Origin of the sequence: Thalassotalea algicola (genome assembly GCF_012932965.1) — a bacterium.
In the GTDB taxonomy this organism is placed as follows: Bacteria; Pseudomonadota; Gammaproteobacteria; order Enterobacterales; family Alteromonadaceae; genus Thalassotalea_F; species Thalassotalea_F algicola.
This window is the reverse complement of sequence record NZ_JABBXH010000005.1, coordinates 42,332-56,963: the sequence shown is the minus strand read 5'-3', so window position 1 is coordinate 56,963 and position 14,632 is coordinate 42,332. Positions and strand designations below refer to the sequence as shown.

Here is a 14,632-nt window from a genome sequence, read left to right as displayed (position 1 = left end):
TCTAAGCTGAATTAACCTTGCGACACTTCAACGACATCTGAAAGATTCATTGAAGACCCACCATTTAGGTTTAATACTATTTGTCCGCCAGCACCGGCTAGCGTCACACTATCTACTTTACGATAAGTCATGGCTTGTAATTCTGAAGCCTGACCATCTACTAAACCACCGACACGGAACCGGTAAGCACCTTCTGGCGCTCGTTCACCGTTCGACATCATGCCGTCCCACGTAAACCCTGACTCACCTGCGGCTACATTACCCACAGGTACCGTTTGAATAATTTCACCGGCAGTATTCTCAACATAAATATTGACGTTACTTGCAGGCTGGTCGGTAATAATTTTCCCTTTAGGCTCTTCACCTGCAGCCATACCGAATACGTTGTCTTCGACAAGAACACTACGACCTACTAACGACGACGCTTGCAATGCTTGGCTCGAAGACATACTGGCAGCAAAATCGGCAAATGAATCATTTAGTTTTGCCACACCATCTGTCGTTGAAAACGCTGTCATTTGAGAAATCATCTCATTATTTTCAACCGGTTTTGTTGGATCTTGATGCGCTAATTCTTGGGTCATTAAGGCAAAGAAGTCTTCTTGCGTAAGCATGCCATCATCATCTTGGGCAACTTTTACTTCTTCTCTTTGCCAGCGTAGACCATCTAAACTGCTACTACCGTTTACTGATTCCATAATCTATCTCACTGTAAATTAACGCTGACCTAGCATTAGGGTTTTATTAACCATATTCTTCGCCGACTCAGCCAATTGAATATTGGTTTGATACGAACGTGAAGCTGAAATCATATTCGTCATTTCTTCAATCACATTAACGTTTGGCTTGTAGATATAACCGTCTTTATCTGCCATCGGGTGCTCTGGAGAGTACTCGACATTCAATGGTTTATTACTTTCAACTATACCTAGGACTTCAACACCAACAGATCCTTCTTGCCCTGCGGCAGCTTTTTGCATCTCTGCGGCAAAAACCGGATGCCTTGCACGGTATGTTTGATCAATACTGCTACTTACACTGTCGGCATTAGCAATATTACTTGCCGTGGTATTAAGTCGCACTGATTGTGCCGCCATACCTGAGCCACTAATTTCAAATACATTAAAAAGGCTCATATTTATTGACCTCCAGTGATTGCTTTTTTCAGGCCTTTAACTTTTGCATTCATAAATTGAACGCTAGCCTGATACTCTAATGAGTTTTGTAGATACAAGTTTCGTTCCACTTGTACATTTACTGTATTACCATCACCCGTATCTGGTTGATCTGGAACACGAAAACCTTCACCATCATTGAGTTCCATTCGAACATCAAAGTGCTTTTCGTTGGTGCGGGACATACCCATTTGTTGATTTTTTGCCGCACTGGCAAGTGCGTCTTGGAAGTTCATCCCCCTCGCTTTATAACCAGGGGTATCGGCATTAGCAATGTTACTCGCTATTATCTCTGCGCGTTTTGCACGCAAAACCATCCCTTGTGGATGAATGCCAAATGCTTTATCAAAACTAATAGCCATAATACTACCTCCAATATCTCTGGAAGTAGCCTTTCAAGTTTTATGCCAAAAGAAGTGTCAATTTTATGATTGTTTTTGATAAACGATGCCAGGATTGCATCTGAGCATATCAAATTTTTGATTTAAACCGGATAATGATTCTGATGCGCCGAGAAAAAGATAGCCATCTTTATTCAGCACGCCATTTATTTGTGACAATATTTGCGCTTTAATTTCTGGTGCAAAATATATTAATACATTACGACAAAAGACAATGTCGAAGCGTCCCATTAAGCTATAACTGTTTAATAGGTTTAATGGCCTAAAGCTTACTAGCTTCTTAACGTTGTCTTTTACCTTCAACATGCCATTGTCACCATTTTCGAAAAACAAACGTTTACGCTCTGCAGATAGGCCTCGAGCTAACGCTAAGCTGTCATAGTGGGCATACTTGCAATGCTCAAGCATAGTTGACGAAATATCAGTACCAACTATTTGCACGCCACCAGGAAATGCTCCCGGTTTTGATTGTTGATATTCCAGCACTGACATCGCTATTGAATATGGTTCTTGACCTGAGGAACTCGCTGCAGACCAAATTTTTAATGGCGAACGTTGTCCCGAAAATTGCGGTAATAATTTATTCTTAAGTAATTGAAATGGGTAGTCATCACGAAACCAAAGCGTTTCATTGGTAGTCATGGCATCAATAACTGCTGAACGCAACTGACGCTCCATCGGACTCAAGGTTCGTTGCACTAAGACAGCAAGTGATTCAACGTCAAACTTAGACATCAAAGGTGCCAAGCGACTTTTCACTAGGTATTGTTTGTTTTCACCAAGTACAATTCCGCACTGCTGTTCTAAGAACGTACGAAAATCATGGTAACTTTTATCGTCTAACTGTCTAGCAGACACTGCGTTATCCTATCTATCAACACTTAGCCAGCTATTCTTCAATCTTCAACCATTTTTTAACGGCTGTTGCTAATTCATCTGGGTGGAACTTAGGTATAAAATCTTCAGCTCCAACTTTTTCTACCATCGCATTATTAAACACACCGCTAAGTGACGTATGCAAAATAACAGGCATTGAGCGCAACCTTTCATTACTTTTGATTTCAGCTGTCAGCGTATAACCATCCATTTCAGGCATTTCTATATCCGAAATAAGCAGCGCAACTTTTTCTTCAACTGAGTTTTCACACTCACTATCCAGTTCGTTGAGTTGGTTTAATGCATCCTGACCATTTTTTGCCAACACCATTTTAAGCCCAAGTGGTTCAAGCGCTCTTTTCACTTGATTTCTCGCCACAGTAGAATCATCGGCAATCATGATCACTCTATCACCGATACTTTGGCCGACAGTCTCATCGACAACCTCTTCACTCAACTCAGTTGACACAGGGCTAATTTCATTAAGTATCTTTTCCACATCTAAAATTGACACCATTTCATTGTCAATTTCTGTTACCGCGGTAAGGTAACTAGATTTACCAGCTCCTTCTGGCGGCGGCATAATGTCCTGCCAACTTAACGTGGTGATACGTTCAACACCTGCAACTAAGAATCCTTGAACACTTCGGTTATATTCAGCAATTATAATAAAACAATTTTCATCGAGCGGAATATCACGTCCACCTGTTGCTTTACTAAGGTCGATAACAGAAATTGTTTGTCCACGAATATGAGCGACCCCCTTAATAAAAGGGTCTTGATTAGGTAAAGAGGTCAAACGAGGGCATTGTAACACTTCTCTTACTTTAAAGACGTTAATTCCAAATCGCTGTGGACCAATTAATCTGAACAGTAAAAGTTCTAGTCGGTTTTGACCAACCAATTGAGTTCGTTGGTTTACCGAATCTAAAATGCCCGCCATAGTTACCCCTTATTAAATTGAGCCAATAAGGCACAATTCTTGATTGTAATAAATTTATACGACTTACAGGTGTCTGCTTTTTGACAGATACAAATTATTAGCCTTGCTTTCATTAAGCATAGACGAGTATTTAATTTTCAATAACCTAATGGCTGCAAAAAATGAGCAAAACTAAGATTTTTTTAACTTTTCTGATACTAAGCTGTCAACAGTTCTGTTTTGCAAAAGCAAATACTTATGATCATCAATTCATCGAGAACCTTGCTAAAACTAGCGTTTTAGTGAGCTTACCCAAATCAAAAGAAAAAAAGATTGTAGTAGAAACTGTAAAATTAGATCCGCGAATAGTTATTAAGCCATGCAAAAATCAATTAAGTGCAAATATACCTGAAAATAGCCGTAGTAGAAACGTTAATGTAAAAATAACTTGTGAAGGATCAACACCATGGAGCTTATATGTTCCTGTAAAAGTCACAGAAACAAAGGCCGTTTTAATAGCGACACAACCTATAGATAAAGGCAGTGTTTTGACGCCAGATAATGTAAAGGTGAGATACCTCCCCACGTTAAAAGTGCGGGGAGAAGTAATTACCACGTCAAATAATGTTATAGGTGCTAAAGCAAAGCGTAATATTTCATCCGGAAAACCTATTTCAAAACGGTACATTTGCTTAGTATGTAAAGGCGATAATGTTAGCCTCATCGCTAAAAGCGATAGCTTACAAATAAAAACTGCTGGTACATCAATTAATAGTGGTCACTTAGGTGATAAAGTCAGAGTACGAAATGATCGCTCAGGAAAGTTAGTTACAGGAAGGGTTACAGGACTAAATAAAGTTACAATTATTTTATAAAAAACTATAAAGATATTAAAGAAATGGCCGATAATAATATAGAATGATTATAGTAACTTACGAAGGTATTAAAAATGGCTATTAATATCAATAACTTGAATAACAACAGTCAAGTTAATAGAAATGTGCAACAGCAGTCCGACACTAAAAATCAAGCTGCAAAAAATGCAACAACTAACTCACAAGCAACAAAAGTGGCACAAGATTCAGTATCTTTGACACCGCAAGCTAAGCAGTTGAACGAAATTCAGAAGAAAAATGGTGACGCTCCTGAAGTTAACCAGAAGAAAATTGAACAGCTTAAAAAAGCCATTCAATCTGGTGCGTATAAAGTAGACGCAGAAAAACTAGCGGAAAGCATCGTTAAATTCGAATTTGACTTAATATAACTCATATTAATTAGAGGGTTTACATGACAGAGAGTGCTTCACATCAATTACTAAATAAGCAGCTTGAGCAACTACATGCATTAGAGAGCTTATTGGCAGAAGAAAAAGAAGCGCTGACCAAGCATAACCCTGAGGTATTAAGTGCTATCACCACTAAAAAGCATGAGCTTTTATTGGCAATAGAAAGCTTTGATGCGAACATTGGCAGCAACTTACAATTTATTGAAGATAAAAAACAAGGCCATTTAGACAACAAGTTAGCTGAGATTCAAGAGGTACTTAAGCACTGTAAGGAGCTCAACGAAGTGAACGGTCAAATAATTCATCATTCAGAGTTAGCCGTTGAGCGTATGAAAAACACATTGTTAGAACGCCACAGCAAATCAACAATGACCTATGATGCGAAAGGCAAAAAAAGTGCAGGGTTAAGTAGTTTAGATATCAAAGCCTAGATAACTATACTAAAAGCAAAACCTGAAAAACTTCACTTATTATTTAACAAAAAAAAACGCCAACTAGGCGTTTTTTTTGTCAGCTTTAAACATTCAATAAATAACTAAACTTTATCTTCTGTCTTTTCATTTGCTTTTATAGACTCTTGAGAAGCATCCGTCTGTGATGGAACTTTATCTTCACCATTTTCTTGGTTTGCTTTAGCAGAATTCGCATTAGTGAAGTCTTCATCATCGTCATCACCAACCACATGCTCAAGCTTTAACTTTTTAACGGAGCGAACAGTAGTCACTGGCCCTGAACTTGCGTATAGCACAAAAATAGCCATCAACAACTCTGCTGGGCTAGACGCTATGACTACAAACACCAATACAATAAATAGTACGACGACAAAGTTTACTTTACCTTTCCAATCGACTTCTTTGAAACTATGGTACCTGAAATTACTCACCATAAGTAAACCGCTAATAATGGTAATGATTCCCATGATAAAACCATAATCTTGGCCGTTTAATTGATAGTCATTGCCAGTCCACACAATACTAGCGATAACACCTGCTGCAGCTGGGCTGGCTAAACCTTGGAAATATCGCTTATCGGCAACACCTACTTGAGTGTTAAAGCGTGCAAGCCTTAATGCCGCGCCTGCGACGAAGACAAAAGCCGCTAACCAGCCAAATTTCCCCATCCCCGACAGTGCCCAGTTGTATGCTACAAGACCAGGTGCAATGCCAAATGAAACCATGTCCGCCATGCTGTCATATTCAGCACCGAATTCGCTTTGCGTATTGGTCATACGAGCGACACGCCCATCAAGTCCATCAAATATCATAGCGATAAAAATAGCGATTGCAGCAGCTTCGAAATGCCCATTCATAGAAGAAATAACTGCATAAAAACCAGAAAATAAACCTGCGGTAGTCAATAAGTTTGGCAGTAAGTAAATACCACGACTCTGATGATTAACTTTAGATTTTGACGACGCCATACAAATCCTAAGTCCTTTGATGTAACGTTTAAAAGGCGTAATTTACCACAGATGGATTACCACCGCATTACGTAATTCGTTACCCTATATGTAAAAATTGCTGTAAATATCAAGTTTTAACGTTTACTATTGATTGAACTATACTAGTTTTTATTGGCTTCAAAGTTTGTTGGTGTAAGGCCTTTTTATGCATAAATCCCTTTTAGCTTTATTGATTTTATCAACTGTAGGTGCGGCGTCGGCACAAGAATCAACCATATATCGTTGGGTAGATAGTAACAATGTTGTGCATTTTAGCCATGAGCATCCAACGGACAAAGACTATGCACAAATTGACGTTCAAGTATCTTATGCACCTGTAGCTAAAAAAGCAGAAGATAGTGAAAACGAAGAAAATGAGAATGAAAATGAGAATACAGACGGCGATCAACTCCCACAAAACAGTAAGGAAATGATCAAACAAAACTGCGAATCAGCTAAGCTTAATTTAAAAACACTTGGTGATTATGAAAAAGTGTTTTATAAGGACTTAGAAGGGAACTCACGGTTACTCTCTGCAGAAGAAAAAACAGAGCAAATGGCGCTTAGTCAAAAGTATGTAGATGTTTTCTGTAATGATGAGTCAAATCAATAGTCAGTAATTTATTTCTACACCTGAAAAGGCAAGCAATCAGCTTGCCTTAAATTCAAATCCAATTTCAGACGCTTTCATCGTAATATTCGTACCTTTAGCAAAATCTCCTGCTAATAAGTGCTGGGCTAAAGGGTTTTCGATATCATTTTGAATCGCCCTTTTCAGTGGCCTTGCGCCAAATAACGGATCAAAGCCGACTTCGGCAATTTTACGCAACGCACTATCTTCTACAATAAGCGTTAACTCTTGTTCAGCTAATCGCTGCGACAATGATGTAATCTGTATTTTAGCAATTTCAACAATTTGCTCCGCAACAAGGGGATGAAAGACTACGGTGTCGTCGACTCGGTTAATAAACTCGGGTTTAAAGTGACTACCAAGCTCAGTCATTACAGCGCTGCGCATTTGCTCATACTCATCATCACCGGCATAATTTTGGATAATATCTGAGCCAATATTCGATGTCATAATTATGACAGTGTTTTTAAAGTCAACCGTACGCCCTTGCCCATCGGTCAATCGACCATCATCTAATACCTGAAGTAAAATATTAAACACATCAGGATGCGCTTTTTCTACTTCATCAAGTAATACAACCGAATAAGGCTTTCTTCTTACTGCTTCGGTTAAATATCCACCTTCTTCATAGCCTACATAACCAGGGGGAGCACCTACTAATCGAGCTACAGAATGCTTCTCCATAAATTCTGACATATCAACACGAATTAACGCATCTTGTGTATCAAATAAAAACTCCGCCAATGCCTTAGTTAACTCTGTTTTACCTACCCCCGTAGGCCCTAAAAATAAGAATGAACCTATAGGCTGATTGGGATCAGCTAGTCCTGCTCTTGAACGTCGAATGGCGTTTGATACAGAAACAACAGCCTCAGATTGGCCTATGACACGATTGTGAAGTTCATCTTCCATTTTAAGTAATTTTTCTCGCTCTTCCGATAGCATTTTCGCTACAGGAATGCCTGTTGCCCGACTTAGAACATCGGCTATTTCAACTTCAGTGACCTTATTACGTAACAAGCTCATTTCCTGCATCTCTGCTTGGCTTGCCAAATCTAACTGTTTTTCAAGTTCAGGGATGCGCCCATATTGTAATTCCGACATTCGGTTGAGATCTCCAGAACGACGAGCGGCTTCTAAATCAATTCTAGCTTGCTCTAAGTCAGCCTTTATTGCTTGGGTACCATGCAATGCCGCTTTTTCAGTTGTCCATACTTCATCAAGTTCATCATAACTAATTTGCAGTTTGTCTATATCCGAAGAGATCGCCTGCAGTCGTTTAATTGAAGATTCATCAGATTCATCTTCCAGCGCTTTTTGTTCCAATTTAAGCTGGATAATTTTGCGTTCTAACTTGTCTAGATCTTCCGGTTTTGAATCCATCTGTAAACGAATACTTGAAGCTGCTTCATCAATTAAATCGATTGCTTTATCTGGTAACTGGCGATCGCTAATATAACGATGAGAAAGTGCTGCAGCTGCAACAATTGCAGGATCGGTGATATCAACCGAATGATGCAATTCATAACGTTCTTTCAAGCCACGTAAAATAGCAATGGTATCTTCTACTGTAGGTTCATCAACAATCACTTTTTGAAAACGACGCTCTAATGCGGCATCTTTCTCAATGTACTGACGATATTCATCCAAAGTAGTTGCCCCAACACAATGTAAATCGCCTCGGGCTAATGCCGGTTTTAACATGTTACCTGCATCCATCGCGCCGTCAGTCTTACCTGCACCAACCATAGTATGAAGCTCATCTATAAATAAGATGACTTGCCCTTCAAGCTGCGAGAGTTCATTAAGTACTGCTTTTAAACGTTCTTCAAATTCACCTCGGTATTTCGCGCCCGCAACCAATGACCCCATATCTAGTGATAACACTTGTTTGTTTTTAAGGCCTTCTGGAACTTCATGATCGACAATTCGCTGGGCAAGCCCTTCTGCAATTGCAGTTTTACCGACGCCAGGGTGACCAATTAAAACAGGGTTATTTTTCGTTCTACGCTGCAACACTTGAATTGCACGGCGAATTTCATCGTCACGACCAATTACAGGGTCTAACTTTCCTTGCTCTGCACGTTCAGTTAAATTTACCGTATATTTATCTAGTGCTTGGCGAACATCTTCAGCATTCGGCTCATTAACACTTTGACCGCCTCTAACGTGAGTGATTGCCTCTTTAATGCGCTTTTCATTTGCACCAAGTGACTTTAAAATTTGACCTAGTGTACCGGTATCTTCAAGTGCAGCTAATAGAAAAACATCTGATGATATATAGCTGTCGTTTAGTTTTTGCGCATATTTATCACAAAGGTTTAAAAGCTTACCTGTTGTGGCTGAAAGTTGTACTTCACCGCCAACACCATGCACCTGAGCCAAGCCTTCTAACGACTTTTCCACTTGTTGTTGTAGCGAATTAACTTCAATACCTGCACTTTTTAGCAGCGGAATGACGCTATTGCCTGACTGCTTTAACAGCGCCATCATTAAATGCAATGGTTCAATAAATTGATGATCTTTGCCTAATGCTAATGATTGCGCATCGGAAATCGCCATTTGAAATGATTGGGTGAATCTATCTAAACGCATTTAGCCCTCTCCTAAAAACAGTACGGTCTTCACTCTTAGGTATAAGGTCGAGCCAGAGAAAATCAAGTTTATTACGATTATATTTTTGATTTAGCTCAACTTTCCGTTACTGTCGACAAATAATGCTCGCCATTCGACCGGTATGTTTGTCTCTGCGATAAGAGTAGTAGTAATTTGAATTACTATAAGTACAATCTGCCAACTGATAATGTGTACTCACACCCGACTGAACAAGCAGGTACTTAGCAATTTGATGCAAGTCTGCAAAATATTTCCCAGCATTTTTACTAGCTTTAAAAGCAAAACCTAGTTCATCCGATATAGCAACAAAAACTTCTTTAACTTCTTCACCGACTTCAAATGCGTTAGGACCGATACAAGGGCCTAACCAAGCGCAAAGTTCATTTGGCGAAGATTCTAAGGCATCTATAGTATTACTGATAATATGTGAAGCAAGAGGTCGCCAGCCGCCGTGAATAGCGGCAATTTCAGTACCGCTAATATTCGTGATTAATATCGGTAAACAATCAGCAGTCATGACTGCTAAGGCCAAGTGTTTTTGTCGTGTAATTGCTGCATCAGCAACAAGCGGTGTCGAACTAACTTGTTCAACCGTTACAACATCTGCACCATGTACTTGCTCTAACCACTGAATTTGGCTGTTGGGAGGAAGTAAAGCGTGCAAACTCTTGCGATTAACTAAGACCGCCGCGCTGTTATCGCCCACATGAAGACCTAAATTAAACAAGCCAAAGTCATTTAACTTTGTTTTATTTACTAGGGGTTGACGCAATGTTGTAAAGGCCTGCACTTGTTCTACAGGCCAGTTAATATTAACTGTTGGAAGGCTAGTACTGCTCTTTTGCATTCAGCTTATTATCTTCTTGCAACAATTTTACCAGTTTCTCAAAATCATCTGGAATATCTGCTCGCCACGTCATCAATACGCCAGTAATGGGATGGTATAGCGATAACATAGCAGCATGCAGCGCTTGGCGTTTGAAGCCACGTAAATATTCCAGTAACTCAGGGGTAGAGTTTTTAGGTGGACGAGGCCGGCCTCCGTATAGTGGATCGCCAACTAGTGGGTGTGAAATATGCGCCATGTGCACCCTAATTTGGTGCGTACGTCCAGACTCTAAACGAAGACGAAGACGAGTATGAAGTCGATATTTTTCCATAACACGATAGTGAGTTACCGAAGGTCTACCTGAAATGGTAACTGCCATGTGCGTACGCTTTGTTGAGTGACGACCAATCGGTTCATCAACTGTACCGCCTGCAGTCATCACGCCATTGGCAATCGCTTCATATTCGCGGGTGATTTCTCGCGCTTGTAGCGCATCAACTAAATTGGTTTGAGCCGGAATGGTTTTAGCCACCACCATTAAACCAGTAGTATCTTTATCTAGTCGATGCACGATACCTGCTCGTGGCACAACTTCTAACTCAGGACAATAGTGAAGCAAAGCATTTAATACAGTGCCATCAGGGTTTCCTGCTCCAGGGTGAACAACAAGGTCTGCTGGCTTATTTATGACTAAAATATCGTCATCTTCATACACAATATTCAGTGGAATATCTTGAGGTTCAAAACGTATGTCAGCTTCAACAGTCGCATCAATAGTAACGAGTTCACCGCCGTATACTTTCTCTCTCGCTTTAGTAATTGCTTGTCCATCAACTAAGACATTTCCTGCTAAAATCCATTCTTTTATTCGAGAACGTGAATAATCAGGAAACATTTCAGCTAAAGCTTGGTCTAATCGTTTTCCTAAACACTCTTGAGGTATGGTTTCCTGATGTTGAATAATTTCGGCCATTAATATCTCTTTGCTATCAAATTTGTATTTGCACTGTGCAAGGCAAGATTGCTGAGTTAGAATGCTGCTCAACAATTAGAAATGCATTTTACCCTTTTGTTTAGGGCTTTCATAATAATTTTAACGAAAACAAAGTAGTGATAACCAAGTCTATGGATAAATTGACCTTAAAAGCCATATTATTAGCCGCCGTAGTGGCATTAACAGGCTGTTCTTCTTCTGAAGTTGACATTGAAAAAGTACCAGACCGCTCAGCACAGGCATTATTTGTTGATGCTCGAGAAGCGTTAGATAATGGCTTGTATCAAAAAGCGATTCAAATTCTTTCAGCAATTGACTCTCGCTTCCCATTTGGCCCAATTTCACATCAGGTACAGTTAGACCTGTTGTTCGCTTACTACAAAACAGGTAATGCCGAGCAAGGTGTTGCGCTAGCCGACCGTTTCCTGCGATTAAACCCTACGCATTCAAATGTAGATTATGTTTATTACATGCGCGCTTTAATCAACTTGGAAACTGAACAAAACTTATTCCAAGACTTAGCGGGTATCGACAGAGCAGACCGAGATCCAACGGCGTCACGTGATGCATTTAATGATTTTCGAAAAATAGTCGATGATCACCCAAACAGCAAATATTCTGCTGATGCTAGAAAGCGAATGATAGCTATAAAGTCACGTCTTGCTCGCTATGAGTTAGCTGTCGCTGAGTTTTATTTTAAACGCGATGCTTTTGTTTCAGCTGCGAATCGTGCTCGTTATATCGTAGAGTATTATTCTCCAAGCAATGAAATGGAAAGCGCATTAGAAATGATGGTTAGATGTTACGAAGAATTAAAGTTAGACGATTTAAAACGTAACGCATTGCAAGTGTTAGCGGCAAACTACCCAGCCAACGCATTGATTAACTAGCAAAGAACTTCTTTAGTCAAAAAAAATGCCGCTATATGCGGCATTTTTTATATCAACAATTGTCTGTTATGGGCGATATACATGAACGTTACTAAAGCCATTGTCATGTAAATATAGCGCTTGAAGCTTACTCATTACCCCGCGGTCACAATATAATAAATACTCTTTCGATTTATCTAAATCACCAAACTGTGTACCCAATTTAAAAAATGGGATATGTATCACTTCAATGCCGTCTAGCTCCAGCGGTTTTTCATCTTCTTCTTCAGGGCTTCTAATATCAACAATTACTGTATTTTCAGCTACTTCTGAAAGCTCTTGAACAGCTTGCACTTCTTGTTCAGTTTCTTGACCAATATCTCGAATATCGAATACTCGAGCATTTTCAACTACACTATCTAAAATGCCAAAATCAAAATTATCTTCTTCAGCTTCTACTTTAGACAGAACAGCTTTAACTGTAGGTTTCTTTGAAATAACACCACAGTATTCAGGAATAGTTTTAGCAAAATCTTCAGTGCCAATTTCACGAGCAATATCAATAATATCTTGTTTATCGTACGCTGCTAAAGGACGAAGAATTAGCGTTTCTGTAACACGATCAATCACATTAAGGTTAGTTAACGTTTGACTTGATACTTGCCCTAATGCTTCACCTGTTACCAAAGATTGAATGCCCATTTTTTCAGCAACTTTCGCTGCAGCGCGCATCATCATGCGCTTTAAAATAACGCCCATTTGGCCATTTTCAATTTTTTCTAAAATCTCAGCCACCACAGGATCAAAGTCTACTGCAATAAATTTAATGCGATGTGAAGCGCCATATTTGCTCCATAAGTAGTGGCTTACTTGCTTAACACCTACTTCATGCGCTGTGCCACCTAAATTAAAGAAGCAAAAGTGAGTTCGAGCACCTTTTTTGATCATCTGATAACTAGCAACACCCGAGTCAAAACCACCAGACATCAAGGATAAAACGTCTTCTTGTGTTGCTATGGGGAATCCGCCTAACCCTTTATGTGCTTGGGTAACAATGAATAATTTGTCTTGTTTTATTTCTAGACGAATAGTTTCTTCAGGCTTTTTTAATTTAACTTTTGCAGATTCAACTGCTTGATTTAGGCCACCACCAACATACTGCTCTGCTTGAAGAGAACTAAATTCATGATCACCATTACGTTTAATTCGAACACAAAACGTTTTATTGGCAATAGTGTCTGCATGAACAGCTAATGTTTTCTCATAAATGCTATGAAGATCTGTAAAGTCAGTTTGTTGTACTTCGATAAATGACGCTACACCTGGAATGCACTTTAAGGTCTCCACAAGTGCTTGTCGGTTTTCGCCTGTGTCATTTTTAGTATTAACTTCAATGCTATCCCAGTTGACCTGCGTAGTAACTTGCTCATCAACACGACGCAAAACGTTTTTAATATTCGATTCTAGAATTTTAGTAAAACGCTTACGAACGGGACGACTTTTAATCGCAATTTCCGCTTGCAACTTAACAATAAATTTCATTAATACCACCAAGACAAAATAAAGTGGCGCGCATTATACACTAGGGGGTGTGGAAATAAAAAGAGCAGCGTTTGCTGCTCTTTTTTTATGAAAACTAATTATTCGAACCTTCACTTAAAGATATTGGGTCGGTAACCTTTGCCTTACCTTGATTAATAGAGATCTCTACTCGACGGTTACGACGTCTATTTAAGGCATTTGTATTTGGCACCAGTGGACGAGTATCCGCATGACCGACAACCATTAGCCTGCTCGGATCAAAACCTTGTACCTTCACCATTTCATGCGCAATAGCTACAGCTCGTTGACTGCTTAAATCCCAATTTGATCTAAACAGTTCAGAGCTTATGCCTTGATTGTCGGTATTTCCAGAAATCATGATTTCACCCGGCACCGTATTAAGCAATTCGCCAATATCTTGTATGATAGGTTTAAATTTAGGTTGTAAAAATGCAGAACCTGACGGGAAAGAACCATTTTCACGAATTCGAATTGTGACTTGCTGGCCTAATGACTCTAGCTCAATTGCACCGTCTTGGATTTGTTGTTCCATTTGTTCGGCAATTTTCTTAACGAGCTCGTTAACCTGTTCTTGCTGAGCTTGCTCTAATTGCTCTTGAGCTTGCTCTATTTGTTGCTGAGACATTTGTGTGTCAGTACTTTGTGATTGCCCACCACGTTCAGTACCGCGCTGTTCTTGACGACCACCAGCAGACGTTTCATCACCAGCCTGAAATTCCAGCATTTGCTGAGTCATTTCCATAGTTTGCTGTTGAATAACCTCTATTGGCGTCGGCTCAGGCTTTCCTGGTCTAAACTCCTGCGCGATAATACTGGTACCTTTTGGGATATCCTTAACTTCAATTTTATTCTGCACACCAAAAGCAAATTTCATTGAACCTGCTATTTGCTTAAACTTCAGTACATCCATTTCCGAAAACGACAAAAGTAGTACGAAAAAGCACATTAGTAGCGACATTAAGTCGGCAAATGTCCCCATCCAAGCCGGTAAGCCAGGAGGTGGACATTTACACTCAGGAGGTGGAGCCAT

16 protein-coding genes are annotated in these 14,632 nt (G+C 39.7%); 5 read left to right on the top strand and 11 right to left on the bottom strand.

Features of this window, described 5'->3' with window-relative positions; all coding sequences use genetic code 11:
- Window positions 1-11: 11 nt before the first annotated feature.
- The 5 genes from HII17_RS15070 to HII17_RS15050 all read right to left on the bottom strand — a co-directional run bounded on the left by HII17_RS15070 (window position 12) and on the right by HII17_RS15050 (window position 3,395).
- Window positions 12-698, bottom strand: a complete 687-nt coding sequence (locus tag HII17_RS15070) for a flagellar hook assembly protein FlgD (protein ID WP_169076199.1) — start codon at window positions 696-698, stop codon at window positions 12-14.
- An 18-nt stretch (window positions 699-716) separates the two neighbouring features.
- Window positions 717-1,136 (bottom strand): flagellar basal body rod protein FlgC, encoded by a 420-nt coding sequence (gene flgC / locus HII17_RS15065; RefSeq protein ID WP_169076198.1) that lies wholly within the window; start codon window positions 1,134-1,136, stop codon window positions 717-719.
- Window positions 1,137-1,138: 2 nt separating this feature from the next.
- A complete protein-coding gene (gene flgB, locus HII17_RS15060; RefSeq protein WP_169076197.1) occupies window positions 1,139-1,537 on the bottom strand; it encodes a flagellar basal body rod protein FlgB in 399 nt (132 codons plus the stop codon).
- Window positions 1,538-1,600: 63 nt separating this feature from the next.
- Entirely contained in the window at window positions 1,601-2,434 is an 834-nt protein-coding gene (locus tag HII17_RS15055) for a CheR family methyltransferase (protein ID WP_169076196.1), read from the bottom strand.
- Window positions 2,435-2,465: 31 nt separating this feature from the next.
- The gene (locus tag HII17_RS15050; protein WP_169076195.1) at window positions 2,466-3,395 is read right to left on the bottom strand and encodes a chemotaxis protein; all 930 of its coding nucleotides are present in this window, start codon (window positions 3,393-3,395) and stop codon (window positions 2,466-2,468) included.
- A 161-nt stretch (window positions 3,396-3,556) separates the two neighbouring features.
- Between HII17_RS15050 and flgA the strand changes: the two genes are divergently transcribed.
- The 3 genes from flgA (at window position 3,557) to HII17_RS15035 (ending at window position 5,090) form a co-directional block, all read left to right on the top strand.
- Window positions 3,557-4,249 (top strand): flagellar basal body P-ring formation chaperone FlgA, encoded by a 693-nt coding sequence (gene flgA, locus HII17_RS15045; protein ID WP_169076194.1) that lies wholly within the window; start codon window positions 3,557-3,559, stop codon window positions 4,247-4,249.
- 74 nt (window positions 4,250-4,323) lie between these two features.
- Complete coding sequence (gene flgM, locus HII17_RS15040) at window positions 4,324-4,638, top strand: flagellar biosynthesis anti-sigma factor FlgM (protein WP_211185378.1); 315 nt, start codon at window positions 4,324-4,326, stop codon at window positions 4,636-4,638.
- Between the two features lie 23 nt (window positions 4,639-4,661).
- Complete coding sequence (locus HII17_RS15035; RefSeq protein WP_169076193.1) at window positions 4,662-5,090, top strand: flagella synthesis protein FlgN; 429 nt, start codon at window positions 4,662-4,664, stop codon at window positions 5,088-5,090.
- Window positions 5,091-5,194: 104 nt separating this feature from the next.
- On the opposite strand, the gene pssA is transcribed toward HII17_RS15035, so the two are convergent.
- Window positions 5,195-6,079 (bottom strand): CDP-diacylglycerol--serine O-phosphatidyltransferase, encoded by an 885-nt coding sequence (pssA, locus tag HII17_RS15030; RefSeq protein WP_169076192.1) that lies wholly within the window; start codon window positions 6,077-6,079, stop codon window positions 5,195-5,197.
- A 187-nt stretch (window positions 6,080-6,266) separates the two neighbouring features.
- Here pssA and HII17_RS15025 point away from each other — a divergent pair, with 187 nt between their 5' ends.
- On the top strand, window positions 6,267-6,713 hold the full coding sequence (locus tag HII17_RS15025) for a DUF4124 domain-containing protein (RefSeq protein WP_169076191.1): 447 nt from the start codon (window positions 6,267-6,269) through the stop codon (window positions 6,711-6,713).
- 36 nt (window positions 6,714-6,749) lie between these two features.
- On the opposite strand, the gene clpB is transcribed toward HII17_RS15025, so the two are convergent.
- From clpB to rluD, 3 genes are all read right to left on the bottom strand, one after another.
- A complete protein-coding gene (gene clpB, locus HII17_RS15020) occupies window positions 6,750-9,326 on the bottom strand; it encodes an ATP-dependent chaperone ClpB (RefSeq protein WP_169076190.1) in 2,577 nt (858 codons plus the stop codon).
- A 106-nt stretch (window positions 9,327-9,432) separates the two neighbouring features.
- The gene (gene pgeF, locus HII17_RS15015; RefSeq protein WP_169076189.1) at window positions 9,433-10,194 is read right to left on the bottom strand and encodes a peptidoglycan editing factor PgeF; all 762 of its coding nucleotides are present in this window, start codon (window positions 10,192-10,194) and stop codon (window positions 9,433-9,435) included.
- Window positions 10,175-11,149, bottom strand: coding sequence for a 23S rRNA pseudouridine(1911/1915/1917) synthase RluD (gene rluD, locus HII17_RS15010; RefSeq protein ID WP_169076188.1), 975 nt, complete (start codon window positions 11,147-11,149; stop codon window positions 10,175-10,177). The genes pgeF and rluD overlap by 20 nt, the downstream gene beginning before the upstream one ends.
- A gap of 152 nt (window positions 11,150-11,301) precedes the next feature.
- On the opposite strand from rluD, the gene HII17_RS15005 reads away from it, so the two are divergent.
- Window positions 11,302-12,060, top strand: a complete 759-nt coding sequence (locus tag HII17_RS15005; protein ID WP_169076187.1) for an outer membrane protein assembly factor BamD — start codon at window positions 11,302-11,304, stop codon at window positions 12,058-12,060.
- A gap of 66 nt (window positions 12,061-12,126) precedes the next feature.
- Here HII17_RS15005 and thiI read toward each other — a convergent pair whose 3' ends face one another.
- Together thiI and HII17_RS14995 are read right to left on the bottom strand one after the other, a co-directional pair.
- The gene (gene thiI, locus HII17_RS15000) at window positions 12,127-13,581 is read right to left on the bottom strand and encodes a tRNA uracil 4-sulfurtransferase ThiI (protein ID WP_169076186.1); all 1,455 of its coding nucleotides are present in this window, start codon (window positions 13,579-13,581) and stop codon (window positions 12,127-12,129) included.
- Window positions 13,582-13,675: 94 nt separating this feature from the next.
- Complete coding sequence (locus HII17_RS14995; RefSeq protein WP_169076185.1) at window positions 13,676-14,632, bottom strand: flagellar motor protein MotB; 957 nt, start codon at window positions 14,630-14,632, stop codon at window positions 13,676-13,678.

What these genes read in the sequence shown, in the direction of transcription:
- pssA (WP_169076192.1), bottom strand. Translation starts at nt 6,079, where the DNA reads ATGGCGTCGTCAAAATCTAAAGTTAATCATCAGAGTCGTGGTATTTAC.
- rluD (WP_169076188.1), bottom strand. Translation starts at nt 11,149, where the DNA reads ATGGCCGAAATTATTCAACATCAGGAAACCATACCTCAAGAGTGTTTA.
- HII17_RS15070 (WP_169076199.1), bottom strand. Translation starts at nt 698, where the DNA reads ATGGAATCAGTAAACGGTAGTAGCAGTTTAGATGGTCTACGCTGGCAA.
- HII17_RS15035 (WP_169076193.1), top strand. Translation starts at nt 4,662, where the DNA reads ATGACAGAGAGTGCTTCACATCAATTACTAAATAAGCAGCTTGAGCAA.
- HII17_RS15025 (WP_169076191.1), top strand. Translation starts at nt 6,267, where the DNA reads ATGCATAAATCCCTTTTAGCTTTATTGATTTTATCAACTGTAGGTGCG.
- thiI (WP_169076186.1), bottom strand. Translation starts at nt 13,581, where the DNA reads ATGAAATTTATTGTTAAGTTGCAAGCGGAAATTGCGATTAAAAGTCGT.
- HII17_RS14995 (WP_169076185.1), bottom strand. Translation starts at nt 14,632, where the DNA reads ATGGCTCCACCTCCTGAGTGTAAATGTCCACCTCCTGGCTTACCGGCT.
- clpB (WP_169076190.1), bottom strand. Translation starts at nt 9,326, where the DNA reads ATGCGTTTAGATAGATTCACCCAATCATTTCAAATGGCGATTTCCGAT.
- HII17_RS15005 (WP_169076187.1), top strand. Translation starts at nt 11,302, where the DNA reads ATGGATAAATTGACCTTAAAAGCCATATTATTAGCCGCCGTAGTGGCA.
- flgB (WP_169076197.1), bottom strand. Translation starts at nt 1,537, where the DNA reads ATGGCTATTAGTTTTGATAAAGCATTTGGCATTCATCCACAAGGGATG.
- flgA (WP_169076194.1), top strand. Translation starts at nt 3,557, where the DNA reads ATGAGCAAAACTAAGATTTTTTTAACTTTTCTGATACTAAGCTGTCAA.
- flgM (WP_211185378.1), top strand. Translation starts at nt 4,324, where the DNA reads ATGGCTATTAATATCAATAACTTGAATAACAACAGTCAAGTTAATAGA.
- pgeF (WP_169076189.1), bottom strand. Translation starts at nt 10,194, where the DNA reads ATGCAAAAGAGCAGTACTAGCCTTCCAACAGTTAATATTAACTGGCCT.
- flgC (WP_169076198.1), bottom strand. Translation starts at nt 1,136, where the DNA reads ATGAGCCTTTTTAATGTATTTGAAATTAGTGGCTCAGGTATGGCGGCA.
- HII17_RS15050 (WP_169076195.1), bottom strand. Translation starts at nt 3,395, where the DNA reads ATGGCGGGCATTTTAGATTCGGTAAACCAACGAACTCAATTGGTTGGT.